The sequence below is a fragment of the Alkalidesulfovibrio alkalitolerans DSM 16529 genome, assembly GCF_000422245.1.
Classification (GTDB): Bacteria; Desulfobacterota; Desulfovibrionia; order Desulfovibrionales; family Desulfovibrionaceae; genus Alkalidesulfovibrio; species Alkalidesulfovibrio alkalitolerans.
Window position 1 is genome coordinate 17,445 of record NZ_ATHI01000005.1, and the last position, 14,163, is coordinate 31,607.

Annotated in this window: 10 protein-coding genes; 8 read left to right on the forward strand and 2 right to left on the reverse strand. The window is 65.7% G+C overall.

The window, feature by feature from the left end:
• Nucleotides 1–77 precede the first annotated feature (77 nt).
• Entirely contained in the window at nucleotides 78–938 is an 861-nt protein-coding gene (gene purU, locus DSAT_RS03060) for a formyltetrahydrofolate deformylase (protein ID WP_020886120.1), read from the forward strand.
• Between the two features lie 101 nt (nucleotides 939–1,039).
• On the opposite strand, the gene DSAT_RS14760 is transcribed toward purU, so the two are convergent.
• The gene (locus tag DSAT_RS14760) at nucleotides 1,040–1,474 is read right to left on the reverse strand and encodes a bacteriohemerythrin (RefSeq protein ID WP_020886122.1); all 435 of its coding nucleotides are present in this window, start codon (nucleotides 1,472–1,474) and stop codon (nucleotides 1,040–1,042) included.
• Nucleotides 1,475–1,699: 225 nt separating this feature from the next.
• Between DSAT_RS14760 and DSAT_RS03070 the strand changes: the two genes are divergently transcribed.
• Together DSAT_RS03070 and chrA are read left to right on the forward strand one after the other, a co-directional pair.
• Nucleotides 1,700–2,014, forward strand: a complete 315-nt coding sequence (locus DSAT_RS03070; RefSeq protein WP_020886123.1) for a PadR family transcriptional regulator — start codon at nucleotides 1,700–1,702, stop codon at nucleotides 2,012–2,014.
• On the forward strand, nucleotides 2,007–3,197 hold the full coding sequence (gene chrA / locus DSAT_RS03075; RefSeq protein ID WP_020886124.1) for a chromate efflux transporter: 1,191 nt from the start codon (nucleotides 2,007–2,009) through the stop codon (nucleotides 3,195–3,197). Before DSAT_RS03070 ends, chrA begins: the two co-directional genes overlap by 8 nt.
• Before the next feature lie 5 nt (nucleotides 3,198–3,202).
• Here chrA and DSAT_RS03080 read toward each other — a convergent pair whose 3' ends face one another.
• On the reverse strand, nucleotides 3,203–4,663 hold the full coding sequence (locus tag DSAT_RS03080) for an HD domain-containing phosphohydrolase (RefSeq protein ID WP_020886125.1): 1,461 nt from the start codon (nucleotides 4,661–4,663) through the stop codon (nucleotides 3,203–3,205).
• A 387-nt stretch (nucleotides 4,664–5,050) separates the two neighbouring features.
• On the opposite strand from DSAT_RS03080, the gene DSAT_RS03085 reads away from it, so the two are divergent.
• The 5 genes from DSAT_RS03085 (at nucleotide 5,051) to DSAT_RS03105 (ending at nucleotide 14,160) form a co-directional block, all read left to right on the forward strand.
• A complete protein-coding gene (locus tag DSAT_RS03085; RefSeq protein ID WP_020886126.1) occupies nucleotides 5,051–7,699 on the forward strand; it encodes an HDOD domain-containing protein in 2,649 nt (882 codons plus the stop codon).
• Nucleotides 7,696–9,108, forward strand: a complete 1,413-nt coding sequence (locus tag DSAT_RS03090) for a MinD/ParA family protein (protein WP_020886127.1) — start codon at nucleotides 7,696–7,698, stop codon at nucleotides 9,106–9,108. The genes DSAT_RS03085 and DSAT_RS03090 overlap by 4 nt, the downstream gene beginning before the upstream one ends.
• A 69-nt stretch (nucleotides 9,109–9,177) precedes the next feature.
• Nucleotides 9,178–11,448, forward strand: a complete 2,271-nt coding sequence (locus DSAT_RS03095) for a penicillin acylase family protein (protein ID WP_020886128.1) — start codon at nucleotides 9,178–9,180, stop codon at nucleotides 11,446–11,448.
• Nucleotides 11,445–12,980: a GH3 family acyl-acid amido synthetase gene (locus DSAT_RS03100; RefSeq protein ID WP_020886129.1), complete on the forward strand. Its 1,536-nt coding sequence runs from the start codon at nucleotides 11,445–11,447 to the stop codon at nucleotides 12,978–12,980. Before DSAT_RS03095 ends, DSAT_RS03100 begins: the two co-directional genes overlap by 4 nt.
• Nucleotides 12,981–13,056: 76 nt before the next feature.
• Nucleotides 13,057–14,160, forward strand: a complete 1,104-nt coding sequence (locus DSAT_RS03105; RefSeq protein ID WP_020886130.1) for a radical SAM/SPASM domain-containing protein — start codon at nucleotides 13,057–13,059, stop codon at nucleotides 14,158–14,160.
• Nucleotides 14,161–14,163: the final 3 nt, after the last annotated feature.

A 14,163-nucleotide genomic window follows, 5' to 3' on the forward strand; every position in this document is an offset into this window, starting at 1 on the left:
TGCCCGCGCGTCTTCGTTCCCGTCGGCTTGTCTTCGGCTCACGAATCTGGGATACACCCCGGCCAGCGAGGAAAATAATGAGCCTGGACACGACCGCACGCCTTCTCATCACCTGCCCGGACAAGCCCGGCATAGTGGCCGCAGTCACGAACTTCCTGTTCTCCCACGGAGCGAACATCAACGCCCTGGACCAGCACTCCACAGACCCGGAGGGCGGCACGTTCTTCATGCGCCTGGAATTCCAGACGCCGCACCTCGACGTGACCAGCGAGGCGCTCAAGGACGCCTTCGCGCGGACCGTGGCCGAACGCTTCGGCATGGACTGGCGCATGAACCATGCCGGAAAACCCAAGCGCATGGCCGTGCTCGTCTCGCGTCATGAGCATTGCCTGCTGGAGTTGCTGTGGCGTTTTGCGCGCGGTGAGCTGCACTGCGAGGTCACGGATGTGATCAGCAACCATCCGGTGCATCGCGAACAGGTGGAGAGCTTCGGCGTTCCCTATCACTACGTTCCCGTGCAAAAGGACGGCAAGGACGAGGCCGAGGCTCGGATCGTCGAGATCCTCGACGGCCGCGTCGATCTGGTGGTGCTCGCGCGCTACATGCAAATCCTCTCCCCCGCCTTCGTGGACCGCTTCGCCGGGCGCATCATCAACATCCACCACTCCTTCCTGCCCGCCTTCGTGGGGGCCGATCCCTACCGCCAGGCCTACGAGAAGGGCGTGAAGATCATCGGAGCCACGGCGCACTACGTCACGGCCGATCTGGATCAAGGCCCCATCATCGAACAGGACGTGACCCGCGTGACCCACCGCCAGAACGTGACGGACCTTCGCGATCTGGGCCGCGACCTGGAGCGTCAGGTCCTGGCCCGTGCCGTACGTTGGCACCTGGAGGACCGGGTCATCGTGCACGGCAACAAGACCGTGGTCTTTTAGCAGACCGCCAGAAACACCCGCTGCGGCGACGCCGCAGAAAATTCAAGGCCGACGTGTGGGGATATCCACTCGTCGGCCTTGAGCTTCATGGGTGCCAACCCTCAGTGGTGCGGCGCGCCAACATCGCAGTGCATGAGCTTGCAGACGTGCGGCGCGTACAGGCGGTCTTCCTTGTTGATATGATCGAGCCACCACTCCTTGAGGAACGACAAGGCCTTCATGTCCACGTCGTAGTCCCGTGCGGCTTCGAGGGCGATGGTTTTGGTCCGTTCAGCCAGCTTGCGGTGCAGGACCTTGTGCTCTTCGAGCCCGGGATATGCGGCTCGGCGCATCAACTCTTCCTCAAGCTTGAAATGGATGGCCGTGTAGTGCTCAAGGATGCCAAGCACCGGAGCGACCATACGCGGCCCGCTGCCGTGCTTCACGAAAAAATAGAAGGAATTGATGGTCGAGACGATGGCCCGGTGCTGTTCGTCGATGATGGGGATACCCAGGGTGTTCGACGGGCCCCATATAATAAAGAGCGAATTGGGCATGGCGGCCTCCATTCGCACCGACGCTCGAATCCGAGCAGTTGCCCGCCGGGCGCGCGGTGTTGTTCGATGCACCTTCCTATCTCCACCCGCCGGAAAACGCAACAGATTGCCGAACACCCTTGCCGAGTACCGTGGATTCACTCTTCCAAGGATTTTCGCGAATCTCTCCTTGACATTATCGCATTACGATATCAGTATCCGATAACAACTCCAAACGGAGCTCACATGGAACGAGAAATCGAACTGGCCTTCATCAAACTGCACATCCTGCACCACGCCGCCGAGGAGGACGTCTTCGGCCTGGGGCTCATCGAGGAGCTTGCCCGCCACGGATACACGCTCTCCCCCGGAACGCTCTATCCGGTGCTGGCCAAACTCTGCCGCCAGGGGCTCCTGTCCGTGACCACCCGCGTCGTCAACCACAAGCAACGCAAATACTACCGCACCACGCCCGAGGGAGACGCGCTTCTGGCCAGACTGCAACGCAAGGTGGGCGAACTCTCCCGCGAACTTCTCGACGAGGACACCGGTCATGAATGAAGACAGATCGTCTCTTGGCGTCATTTTCCGCGTTTTCTTGCGTCTCGGCCTGACCTCCTTCGGCGGACCGGTGGCCCACCTGGGCTACTTCCGGGAGGAGTTCGTCAACCGCCGCAAGTGGATGAGTGACCGCGACTACGCCGACCTCGTTGCCCTGTGCCAGTTCCTGCCCGGCCCGGCGAGCAGCCAGGTGGGCATGGCCGTGGGTTCGGCGCGCGGGGGAACACTCGGGGCCATGGCCGCCTGGATAGGCTTCACAATGCCCTCCGCCGTCCTGATGATCGCCTTCGCCTTCGGCGCTATGGCCATGGGCGAGGCAACGGGCAATGCGGGCTGGCTGCACGGCTTCAAGCTCGTGGCCGTGGCCGTCGTGGCACAGGCCGTCTGGGGCATGGCCAAGAGCCTGTGCCCGGACAGAATCCGCGCCAGCATGGCTCTTCTGGCCGCGTTGTTCGTGATCTTCGTGCCGGGTGTGTGGGGCCAGATCGGCGCGATCATGCTCGGCGGAATCGCCGGGCGGCTGATCCTCTCCGGCGAGGCCCCGACCGGGGAGGCGGTCGCGCTCGGCAGGCGGCAGAAGCTCTGGGCGCAAGGCCACCTTCTGGCCTTCCTCGGGCTGCTCGTCGCCCTGCCCGTTCTCGCCTCCTCGACGGACAGCCAGGCCATACGTCTCTTCGACAGCTTCTACCGCGCCGGCTCGCTGGTCTTCGGCGGCGGCCACGTGGTGCTGCCGCTGCTGCAGGCCGAGGTCGTCACGCCCGGGCTGGTCACGAACGAACTGTTCCTGGCCGGATATGGCATGGCCCAGGCCGTACCCGGTCCGCTCTTCACCTTCGCGGCTTACCTCGGCGCGGCCATGCAGCCCGCGCCAAACGGAATCCTGGGGGGCATGATCGCCCTGGTCGCGGTCTTTCTGCCGTCCTATCTGCTGGTCATGGGGGTTTTGCCGTACTGGCGCATGCTCGTGGGGGCGGCAGGCGCGCGCTCGGCCATGATGGGCGTCAACGCGGCCGTGGTGGGGCTTCTCCTCGCCGCGCTCTACCACCCGGTCTGGACCAGCGCGGTGCGCACGTCAATGGACTTCGCCCTGGCCCTTGCGGCCTTCGGAGCGTTGACCTACTGGAAAGTTCCGCCCTGGCTCGTGGTGGCCTCAATGGCCCTGGCAGGAGCGATCCTCATCTGACGGTTTCAGGCCAAAACGGGAGCCTGGACGCGGCCAAGGGTCACCAGATCGCCAAAGACTTCGACTATACGGCGGTCCCACTGGCTCCCGGCGCCCTTGAGCAAGGTCTCCATGGCCATGCGTGAAGCCAGGCCGTTCCTGTAGGCCCGGTTGGAGACCATGGCCTCGTAGCCGTCGGCCACACTGATGATGCGCGAAAGAAGGGGAATGTTGTCGCCCATGAGGCGGTCGGGGTATCCGCTGCCGTCCATGCGCTCGTGGTGATGGTAGATGAGGGGCAAAACGTCGTCGAGGACGGCCACGCGACTGATGATGTCGCGGCCGATGGCGGGGTGACGTTGCATGATGTCATACTCGTCCTGTGTCAGCCCCTCTGGCTTGTTCAGGATCGAATCCGGCACGCCGATCTTGCCGATGTCGTGCAAAAGTCCGGCGATGCGCACCAGTTCGCGCTCGTGCCGCGAAAGGCCGAACGCCTCGCCGAGCGCCACCGCGTACTCGGCCACTCGCTCGGAATGGCCGCAGGTATACGGGTCCTTGGCCTCGACCGCGCGCACCAACGAGGTGATGACCCCCATGTTCAGGTCCTCGATCTGGCGATGCTTGGCGGTGCAGTCGAGCACCGCGGCGGCGTGCGAGCAGAAAAACGAAAGAAGCTGCAGATCGCCCATGGAGTAGGGATTGTCCTCTCCGAGCCGGATCACGACCGAGGCCCCGATGCGCTCGGAACCGTTGACCAGAGGGGCGATCATGAGGCTCATGGGCGGCATGGCCGCAGGCATGTCCCTGCCGGCCCTGGCCGCCGCCGCAAGTCCCTTTGGGTCGAAAAGCCTGGGTTTGCCGAGTTCCAGGACCCGCTCGGCCACGAGTCCCCACCAACTCAGGATCCCGTTCTTCAAGGCGTTCGCCCGGAAAGTCACGGGGCGCCGGCCGTCGTTGGAAGGGAAGAAGAAAGTCATGACATCGGGCGCGAACGTGCCGCGAACCTGCGAGAGAAATTCCTTGAGCTGGCCGCTGAAACTGCTGCGCGCACGCAATGCCTGCCCAAGCCCCATGACCGTGGACAGGCCCAGCCCGTCTCCCGGAGAAGCGCGCAAGCGTCTCTCGCCCAGCGCCTTGTCCACGCGCACGGCCAGATCCTCGATTCCGAACGGCTTGAGCATGTAGTCCACGGCACCAAGCTGGAGGCACTCGACGGCATTGGAAACGCAGCCGTACCCAGTGAGAAAGATGAATTCGGCGTCGATGCCGCGGCGTTTGGACTCACGCAAAAGGTCCATGCCACCCATCTCAGGCATGCGCAGATCGCAGACCACGCAATCGATTTTCTCGTGTTCGAGCACCGAAAGGGCTTCGCGGCCATTGCCCGCGGCGAGGACAAAATGCCCTTTTTCACCCAACGCTTCTCGACAGACATCGAGAAGTCCGGGTTCATCATCAACGAGGAGTATGGTGCTGCGCTGCATGGCGGCTCGTGGAACCGTTTGAGGAACCGAAATGGAACAGTGTTTCACCAGCAATGAACGGGCGCTCCCACATGCAGGTGGGGTGAAGAAACATCGGTTTTCCGAAATGAAACAGCATCAGCCGGTCCTGTCGCATACCCCCACACGACGCGCGAAAACTACGTGAACATGACAGGAATGGCAAGAGCGCGCCATGTGACATCTTTCATTTTCGCGTCGACTGATGTATGAGCGGGAGCGCAAAGCACAATGTCTTGCACTTCCACGGCTTCGTCGCCCAGGCCTGTCAAGGGTGGCCGTACTAAGACCCCGGAACACGAGAATAATCCTACTCCGTGCACCGGGTAACAATGCCGCCTGGGGCCGCTACGAAAAACGGAGACAACAGTGGATAACCCAGCCGCAACGCCCGCGACAGACGCCTCCGACAGTCTCAGAGAGCTCATCCGGGCCGTTGACGCCCTTCCCTCGCCGCCGCCCGTGGCGGTGACCATTCTCTCCTCGGTCCACGAGAGCAGCGACTTCGCCGAGGTCGCCGCGCTCACCGCCTCGGACCCCGCGTTGACCCTGAAAGTCCTGAAGCTGGCCAATTCTTCCGCATACAACCGGCAAGGCCGCATCGCATCCCTGGACAAGGCCTTGGTCGTCGTCGGCGTGGCCGCGCTCAAGTCCATCCTGCTCGGCACCTTCATCCGGGGCAAGCTGCTCGCCGACCGCTCGCCAAGCGATCCCATCATCCTGGACTTCTGGAAGCACTCCCTGGGCTGCGCCGTGACGGCCCAACTGCTGGCGGAACGACTAGCCCCCGAGTTGCGCGAGGACGCCTTCGTGGCGGGCATGATCCATGACCTGGGCAAGGCCGCGCTGCTCGTCGCAAGGTCCGAGGCCTACGAACGGGTGCTCGATTACGCGGCGCGCACCGGCGAGGATCTGAGCGAGTGCGAACGGGTGGCCTTCGGCGCTGACCACGGCCTGGCCGGAAAATGGCTGGCCGAGTCGTGGGGGCTGCCGCCCATGCTGGTCGACGCCGTCTGGCTGCACCACCAAGCCGACGCATTGTCGGATTTCCCGGGTTTCGGCAAACGTGGCAAGCGCGATGCCCGAGACGACCAAGCCAACGCCCTGCTTGGCCTCGTCATGCTCGCCGACCGCCTGTGCAGGGAAGCCATGGTCGACTACAGCGGCTCCCTGGGCGACCTCGAAAGTCCGCTCAAATCCGCCTCCCTTGCGGCCAGGCTGCAGATAAAGCCCCAAGTGCTCGACGACGTGCGGCCCCTGATCGCCCAACGGTTCGCCGAACGCGCCGACCTCTACGACATTTCCATGGACGCCGCGACCTTCTACGCCGAGGCCCTGCAACGGGCCAACGGCAAGCTCGTGTCGCTGTCCGTGTCCGGCACGCGCGAGCAGGCCACCCTGGCGCGCTCGCGTCAGGTTCTCGAAGCCGCGTCGCGTCTTGCCGCCTCGCTGGCCACGGCCGACACGGCGGAAAAGATGCTCGACGCCTTGGCGAACGACGTCTTCTCCGGACTCGATTGTCCGCGCGCCGCGGCCTTTCTCGCCGCCGAGGACGAAACCTCGCGCGCCTTGGGTTGGCTCGACGGCCGCAGGCTCGCGACAGGCGATCCAACGACGTGGCCCGCGCCGCTGCGCGAGATGCTCACCTTCCCGCAGACCTTGAAGAAAGAACAGCGCCACGGCGACATCCTGGCCCTGCCGCTACAGTTCGCGGGCGAGCGCTTCGGGGATGTGTTCCTCGCCCGCCCCCTGTCGAGTTGCCCGTTTTCCGAACAAGAGGCCGCCGCCTACCGGCAGATCGCGCACCTCATGGCCGCGAACCTCCACCGTCTGGCCCTGGCGCGCCAACTCGCGCAACGGGCCGAGGAACTTTCAAGCGCCCTGGGACGCCTCTCCAAGGCGCGCGAGACCGCCATGCAGGCCGAACGGCTCGCGGCCGTGGGCCAACTGGCGGCCGGAGCTGCCCACGAGATCAACAACCCCCTCTCCATCGTCTACGCCCGCGCCCAGCTCATGGAGCACAAGGAGCAGGACACGGCAAAAAAGCGCAGCCTGCGCCAGATGATGGAGCAGATCGAGCGCATCACGGGAATATTGCAAAATCTCATGGACTTCGCCCGGCCCGCCCCTCCCCGGCTGCGCGAAACCTCGCTCAACGACACGGTGGAAAAGACGCTTTCGCTGCTCGCGGACGCAATGGGCGCAAGCAAGGTGCGTGTCGAGCGCGACCTCGACCAGACACTGCCGCGCGTCATGGCCGACCCGGCCCAGTTGCAATCACTGATCGTGAACCTGTGCATCAATGCCCAGCACGCCATGCAGCACAAGGGCGGGGGTACGCTCTCCGTGCGCACCCGAAACGACCCGGACAAGGACCGCGCGCTGCTCGTGGTGCGTGACACCGGCATGGGCATCAAAAAGGAAGTTCTAAACCGCATTTTCGAGCCCTTCTTCACCACCAAGGAGGCGGGCAAAGGCACGGGGCTGGGGCTCTCCATCTGCTACGGCATCGTCCAAGGGCATGGCGGCTCCATCGACATCGAAAGCGAGGAAGGCGCGTTCACCGAGGTCGTGGTGGGATTCCCCCTGCCCTCCCTGGGAAAAAGCGCCCCGGTCTCCCGCGAGGACCCCGAGACGCGGCATGGCGGCGGGGCCGATGTCCTTGTCGTGGACGACGAGGCCCACATCCGCGACATCCTCTCCGAGGCGCTGACCGCCGAAGGCTTCAGCGTGGACACGGCGAAAAACGGTCACGAGGCCTTGCAACGCATCTCCTCGGGCCGCTACCGGCTGGTGCTGCTCGACGTTGTCATGCCCCGCCTGGACGGGCTCTCGGTGCTGCGAGCCCTGGTCGCCAAGCGGCCCGGCCTGCCCGTGATCGTGCTCACGGGGCTGGCCGGACAGGCCGAAATGCGTCAGATCGCCGAACTTGGGGCCGTGTGCCTGACCAAACCTTTCCAGATGGATGAAATTTTGTCCCACGTCCGCCGCCTGCTGGCCGGAGAGCAGGACTCATGAGCCGCGCTCCTGGCGCGCCCGGCGCGCGGGTGCTGGCCGTGGCCTCGGGCAAGGGAGGCGTGGGCAAGACCAGCGTGGCCGTGCACCTTGCCCTGGCCTTGGCCGCGCGCAGGAAGCGCGTCTGCCTGCTGGACGCGGACCTGGGCCTGGCCAACGTGGACATCCTGCTCGGCCTTTCCCCGAGCCGCACCCTGGAGGACGTGCTCTTCGACGATCTGCCGCTCGAACAGGCGCTCGTGCGGGCGGCTCCGGGGCTCGACGTCCTGCCCGGAAGCTCCGGCGTGCAACGCATGGCCGACCTGCCGCGCGTCGCCCGCGAACGCTTGGTGCGCGAGGCGCAAAAGCTCATGGGCTACGATCTGCTCATCGTGGATACCTCGCCGGGCATCAGCCGCCAGATTGTCTCCCTGTGTCTGGCGGCCGGGGAGGTCGTGGTCGTGACCACGCCCGAGGCGACCTCCGTGACCGACGCCTACGCGCTCATCAAGGTCATGGTCCAAAACGGCTTGGCCCGCCGTCCGCACTTGCTCATCAACAGAGCAAAGAGCCAGGCCCAGGCGCGACTGATCTTCGAAAAACTCGACTCAACGGCCAGACGCTACCTGAACCGCGACTGCGGCCTCCTGGGCGTGCTCCCCGATGACGCGGGACTTTCCCGCGCCGCCGCGCTCAGACGCCCGCTGCGCGAGGTCTGTCCGGCCGCCGGGATCACCAGAGCCTTCGATGTCCTGGCGGAAAGCCTAGCGGACGCCAGGGGGCCGCTTAGCCGCGCCGGGCGCATCGCCCCGGACTTCTTTCGCGACTTTTTGGTGCGCGCCATGGCCGAGGCAGCGCAAGCCGAGCCCCCCTTGAAGACATCGCAACAAAAGATGTCCGCCGCCAAAGGGGGAACCCTGCCCGGCCTTTGCGACCGTCTGGCCGCCCTGGACGACCTCGTGAAGGCCCTGCCCAACGCCACGGACGGCGCGGGCGCGCGCGCCATCTACGCCCGCCTGGCCGACGAACTGACCCGCCTGCGCCGCGACGCGGCCCTGGCCGAGAACCGGGACCCGGAAAGCGGCCTTTTGAAGCCCCGCCCCAAGGCGGCCCTGCTCTGCGACGACCCGGCCATGCGAGAGGTGCTCGCGGATATCCTCGACGAGGTCGGGCTTTCGCCCTTTGACGCTCCGCCCGACGGAAAACTTCCGGATTTCAAGAACCCTCCCGCCCTGGCCGTGGCCTGCTGGGATGGCCCCCCGACCTCGCTTGCGGCTTTTGCCGACGCCGTGCGTGGCAGCCCGCTCCTGACCCTGCCTGGACTTGGAACCGACCCGACCCCCTGCCCTGGCGCGGTGGTCGTTCGCCGTCCCTTCCGGCTCGACGAACTGCGCCGGACCATCGTCCGCCTCTCGAATCGCCCCGCTAACTGATTGCACGCAGCGCCGTCGCTGGCCCATCCGCCATTTTTCTGCTAAAGAAGAATGTTGGATGACTCCGCCATGAATATTACCTTTCGCGACTCCCTTTTCTCGGGCCTGGGCCTTGCAAGCCGCTTCCCTTTCTTGCTGCGTCCCCGTTCGCTGTCAGTCTCGGACAGGCTCGCGGCCTTCCCCACGGGCAAGATGCCGCTTCACGCCCCGGCCGAAGTGCGTTTCGACGACCTGCTCATCCCGTACGTCCACGCCGAAGACGACCGCGATCTGCCTTTTCTGCTCGGCGTGGTCCACGCCTTCCTGCGCCTGGGGCAGATGGAGTTGTTCAGGGCCACGGCCACGGGCAGACTCTGCGAGCTTTTCGGCGCGCCCGCCATGCGCCTGGACGCCTCGCTGCGCCGCATGGGACTCGCGCGCGCCGTCCCGGCCATGCTGGCCTCGCTCTCGCCCGCCACGTCCGCCTGGATAGAGCGCTACGCCCAGGGCGTGAGCTTCATGGCCGCAAAAAGCCGGGGACTCTCGCCCGAGACCGATTTCTACCAAAGCGCCGCCCGTCCCTGGAGCGCGACCGACGTGCTGGCCGTGGGCCGCCTGATCTCCTCGGACATCAACTGGCTGTTCTGGCTCGTGCGGCTGCGCGCCTACCGCGACCCGGGCTGGCCCGGTCTTTGGGAGCGCATGACCAGTCTCGCACGCTGCGCCGCGCCAAGCTTCGTTCCCGACGCAAACGACGCAGCAGACGCGCTGTGGAGCACCCTGGGCGCGTCCCAGAAGGCCGGGAGCAACTGCGTGGCCGTGGCGGGCAGCCGCACGAAAAACGGCGCGGGGCTTCTGGCCGGAGACGCCCATGTGCAGCTTTCCCTGCCTCCTTTGTGGTGTGTCGCGGCCCTGAAGTCTCCCGGTTTCGCCGCCGCAGGCATGACCATCCCCGGCGTTCCCGCCGTGCTCGTGGGCCGCAACCGGCATATCGCCTGGGGCGGCACCAACATGCTGGCCCTGCAAAGCATCTTCTACGACGTCTCGCGCCTGCCCACCTCGGCTTTCCGCGAGGTCGAAGAAAAGGCTACGGTACGTTTCTGCGGCCAGCGGGCCCTCCGCTACCGCGAGTGCGACTTCGGCCCCGTGATCTCGGACGCGCCGCTTTTGGCCGCCCTCAACCTGCCGCCCCTGGCCCTCTCCTGGCGCGGCCACCGGCCCAGCGACGAGATCGGCGCCATGCTGGCCGTGAACCGGGCCGAAAATTTCGGCGAATTCAGGGCCGCCTTCGAGCCCTGGGCCGTCTCGGGCCAGCATTTCCTCTATGCCGACGCGCACGGCGGAATCGGACAGGTGGCGGCCCTGGAGTTCGACCCGGCCGCCTCGCGCGCGGCCCTCGACTTTCTGGGCGACCCGGCCGACCCGGCCCACGCCTGGGGCGAGAAGCACCGCTCCACGGAGCTTCCAGCCGTATTCGCGCCCGAGGAGGGACTGCTCGTCTCGGCCAACAATCCCGCCTTCGGCTGCGATCCGGCCCTCACCCTCTTCGAGCAGTCCGACGACCGCTACCATCGCCTGCGCGAACGCATCCTGGCCGCAACCCCTTTCGGCCCGGAGCAGGCCTTCTCCATGCAGCAGGACACCCACTGCGCCACTTCCCTGACCCTGGCGCGACGCATCCGTCTCGCGGCGCTACGCATTGGTCCGCCCGCCGGGACCGAAGCGCTCCTCGACGCCCTGGCCGCCTGGGACGGCCGCTACGAGACCGACTCACGCGGAGCCGCCGCCCTGGAACTCACGGCCCACGCCCTGGCCCGGCGCGTCTTTCCACCCCGCCATGGGCATGGCCCGACGGCCGTCCTCATGGCCTCCCCTGCGGCGCTGCCGCTGCTTGCCGAGGACGTGGGCGAATGTGGCCCCCTGGTGCTCGACAATCTGGCCCCGGCCCTTGCCGAAGCCGCACCGCGCTTCGCCCGCTACCCGGAGTGGGGGGCGCTGCACCACGTGGTGCTCAAACATCCTTTGGCCTCCCTGCCCATTGCGGGCCGCGCCTTCGCACACGGTCGCGAGAAGAGCCCTGGAGGCACCCTGACCGTGCACAAGACCGCCATCCCCCTGGTGGGAGGCCCCCACGACGCCACCTACGGAGCCACGGCCCGGCATGTACACGATCTGGCCGACGAGGACGAAAGCTTCGTCAGCCTCTTGGGAGGCCAGGATGGTGTGGCTGGGAGCGAATCCTTCCTGTCCTTCGCCAAGCTCTGGCGACGCGGCGAATACGTGACCCTACCCCTTCGGCTCGCCACGGCCAAAAAACGTTTCCCCCACGCCATACCGATCCTTCCGGGAGGTGAGCCATGATCGACGTCACTCCCTTCATGCGGATGTACGCGCGGCGCAGACTCGGGATTCTCGCGGCGCAAAATCCGGCGGCCACGCAGGAACGCGAACTGCTCCACCTGCTCAAGCGGGCCGAAAAAACCCGTTTCGGCCGCGACCACAGCTTTTCACGCCTGCGCTCGGTGCACGACTTCCAAAAGGCCGTGCCGCTCAGACGCTACGAGGATTTCTGGCAGGACTACATCTCGCCGCGCTTCCCGGTCATCGACGACGAGCTTTGGCCGGGCAAAACCCCGTATTTCGCCCTCTCCTCCGGCACCACCAAGGGCGTAACCAAGCACTTGCCCGTGACGCCCGACATGGCCCGCTCCAACCGCCAGGGCGGGCTGGACCTGCTCGCGCACCACCTGAACGCGCGGCCAAAAAGCCGCGTCCTGGGCGGCCTGTCCTTTCTCTTCGGCGGCTCCACCGACGTGGTCGAACTGGCTCCCGGCGTGCACGAAGGCGACCTCTCGGGCATCGCGGTGCGTGAACTTCCCTGGTGGATCAAGCCCTGGACCTTCCCGCCGCCCGAACTCGCGCTCATCGCGGACTGGGAGGAGAAAATCGAGCGCCTGATCCCCCTGGCGCTTGGGCGCGACGTGCGCATGATCAGCGGCGTGCCCTCGTGGCTTCTGCTGGCCTTCGACCGTCTAGCCGCGCTGCTCGGCAAAAAGCGCTTCAGGCTTGTCGACGCTTGGCCACACATGGAGATGGTGGTGCATGGAGGCGTGAGCTTCGAGCCCTATGAGGGCCGCTTCCGCGAGCTTTTCGAGGGCTCGCGGGCCGAAACACGCGAGGTCTATCCCGCCTCCGAGGGCTTCGTGGCCGTGGCCGACAGGGGACACGGCCAGGGTCTGCGCATGCTGCTCGACCACGGCATCTTCTTCGAATTCGTGCCCGTGGAGGAGATCGACGCGGATGAGCCCCGCCGTTTCTGGATCGCCGACGCCGAACCGAGCGTGAACTACGCCATCGTCCTCTCCACCTGCGCGGGCCTGTGGAGCTACGTCCTGGGCGACACGGTGAGGTTGGTGGAGAGGAATCCGCCGCGCCTCGTGGTCACGGGCCGCACATCGTACATGCTCTCGGCCTTCGGCGAACACCTCATCGGCGAGGAGATCGAGGAGGCCGTGGCCCGCGCCGCCGCCGCAATGGACGCGCGGCTGGACGATTTCTGCGTGGCTGCCCAGTATCCCTCGCGGGACGGAGAACCAGGCCGCCACCACTACGTGGTCGAGTTCGCCGGGACGGCCCCGGACGAGGAGGGGCTGGCCCGCTTCGCCGCCCTGGTGGACGAACGGCTGATAAAGGCCAACGCCGACTATGCGGCCCATCGCGCCAAGGACTTGCAATTGGCCGGTCCGCGCGTGAGCGCAGCGCCCGTTGGTTTCTTCGCGGCCTGGATGAAGTCGCGCGGCCGCCTAGGCGGCCAGAACAAGGTGCCGCGCGTCATGCGCGACCAGACATTGTTCGGCGGACTGCTCGAATTCCTGGCGAATTTCCCCCGCTGAGGCCGCCGCTGGCCTTATGCCCGGTTATGGGGTAGCAGGTGGCGACGCATCGCCGCCCATTACCAAGGAAGCCTTCATGACCAGCACGCCATACGGCCACGTGAGAATCCCTTTCGCGCGCATCCACCTGGAGTTGACCAACGTCTGCGACTTCAACTGCCTGTTCTGCCCCAAATCCATGATGACCAGGAAATACGGCTACATGGACGAAAGGCTCGCCAAGAAGCTGGTGGAGGAGATCGCGTCCAAAGGGCTGGCGGAGAAGGTCACCTTCCACGTCATGGGCGAACCCACGCTGCACCCGAAGTTCTTCGATATCCTGGAGCACGCCCGCGACATCGGCATGCCCGTGGGCCTGACCACCAACGGCGGGGGTTTGGGCGGCGAGGCGGGCAGACGGCTGCTCGACTACGAACTCAAGCAGATCGACGTCTCGCTGCAAACCCCGGACGCCGAATCCTTCCGGCTGCGCAAGGCGGGCCGCCTGAGCTTCGAGGAGTTTCTCGACGGCATCACCCGCTTCTTCGCGGCCTACCGGACGCGCTGGCCCGAGACGATCTTCAAGTTCCGCTTCCTGAACACGACCTTCCCGCCCAAGGCCATCGAGGAGAAACAAGGCCCCATGCGCGTCATCTCCTCCACGGCCGAGTTGCACGAGGTCTTCGCGGTCTGGATCGGCCGCATCCACGACCTGATGGGCGTGGACGACGACGCCCGGAAGACGGCGCTCTCCCGCCTGAAGAAGCTCAAGGCCTGGAAATGGAACGTGGTCGAGGTGCTGCCCAACACCTTCTTTGAGACCTACATGCTGGGCGACTGGGGCAACGCCTTTTCCGGTGACGCGGTGCACGAGGCCTGGGCAGGCTACTGTTTCGGCATGCGCGACCATTTCGCCGTGCTCTGGAACGGCGACGTGACCCTGTGCTGCGTGGATTTCGACGGCAAGACCAAGATCGGCAACGTGACCAGCACGACCCTCGAAGACATCCTGCATGGCCCTGCCCTTGGCCGGGTGATGCAGGGTTTTCGGCGCTTCCGGCCGATCATGCCGCACTGCCGCAAGTGCCTGGGCTCGCGCAGCAGGCTCTCGTGGCTGGCCAAACCCTTTTTGCAGGTCGGCGGGCTTTCGCTGTTCAAACCCTATTTTCACAAAAAAACCCGGCTCTACGACCGGGGCTGAGCC

Coding starts and splice junctions, on each gene's coding strand:
- purU (WP_020886120.1), top strand. CDS start 78: ATGAGCCTGGACACGACCGCACGCCTTCTCATCACCTGCCCGGACAAG.
- DSAT_RS14760 (WP_020886122.1), bottom strand. CDS start 1,474: ATGCCCAATTCGCTCTTTATTATATGGGGCCCGTCGAACACCCTGGGT.
- DSAT_RS03070 (WP_020886123.1), top strand. CDS start 1,700: ATGGAACGAGAAATCGAACTGGCCTTCATCAAACTGCACATCCTGCAC.
- chrA (WP_020886124.1), top strand. CDS start 2,007: ATGAATGAAGACAGATCGTCTCTTGGCGTCATTTTCCGCGTTTTCTTG.
- DSAT_RS03080 (WP_020886125.1), bottom strand. CDS start 4,663: ATGCAGCGCAGCACCATACTCCTCGTTGATGATGAACCCGGACTTCTC.
- DSAT_RS03090 (WP_020886127.1), top strand. CDS start 7,696: ATGAGCCGCGCTCCTGGCGCGCCCGGCGCGCGGGTGCTGGCCGTGGCC.
- DSAT_RS03095 (WP_020886128.1), top strand. CDS start 9,178: ATGAATATTACCTTTCGCGACTCCCTTTTCTCGGGCCTGGGCCTTGCA.
- DSAT_RS03100 (WP_020886129.1), top strand. CDS start 11,445: ATGATCGACGTCACTCCCTTCATGCGGATGTACGCGCGGCGCAGACTC.
- DSAT_RS03105 (WP_020886130.1), top strand. CDS start 13,057: ATGACCAGCACGCCATACGGCCACGTGAGAATCCCTTTCGCGCGCATC.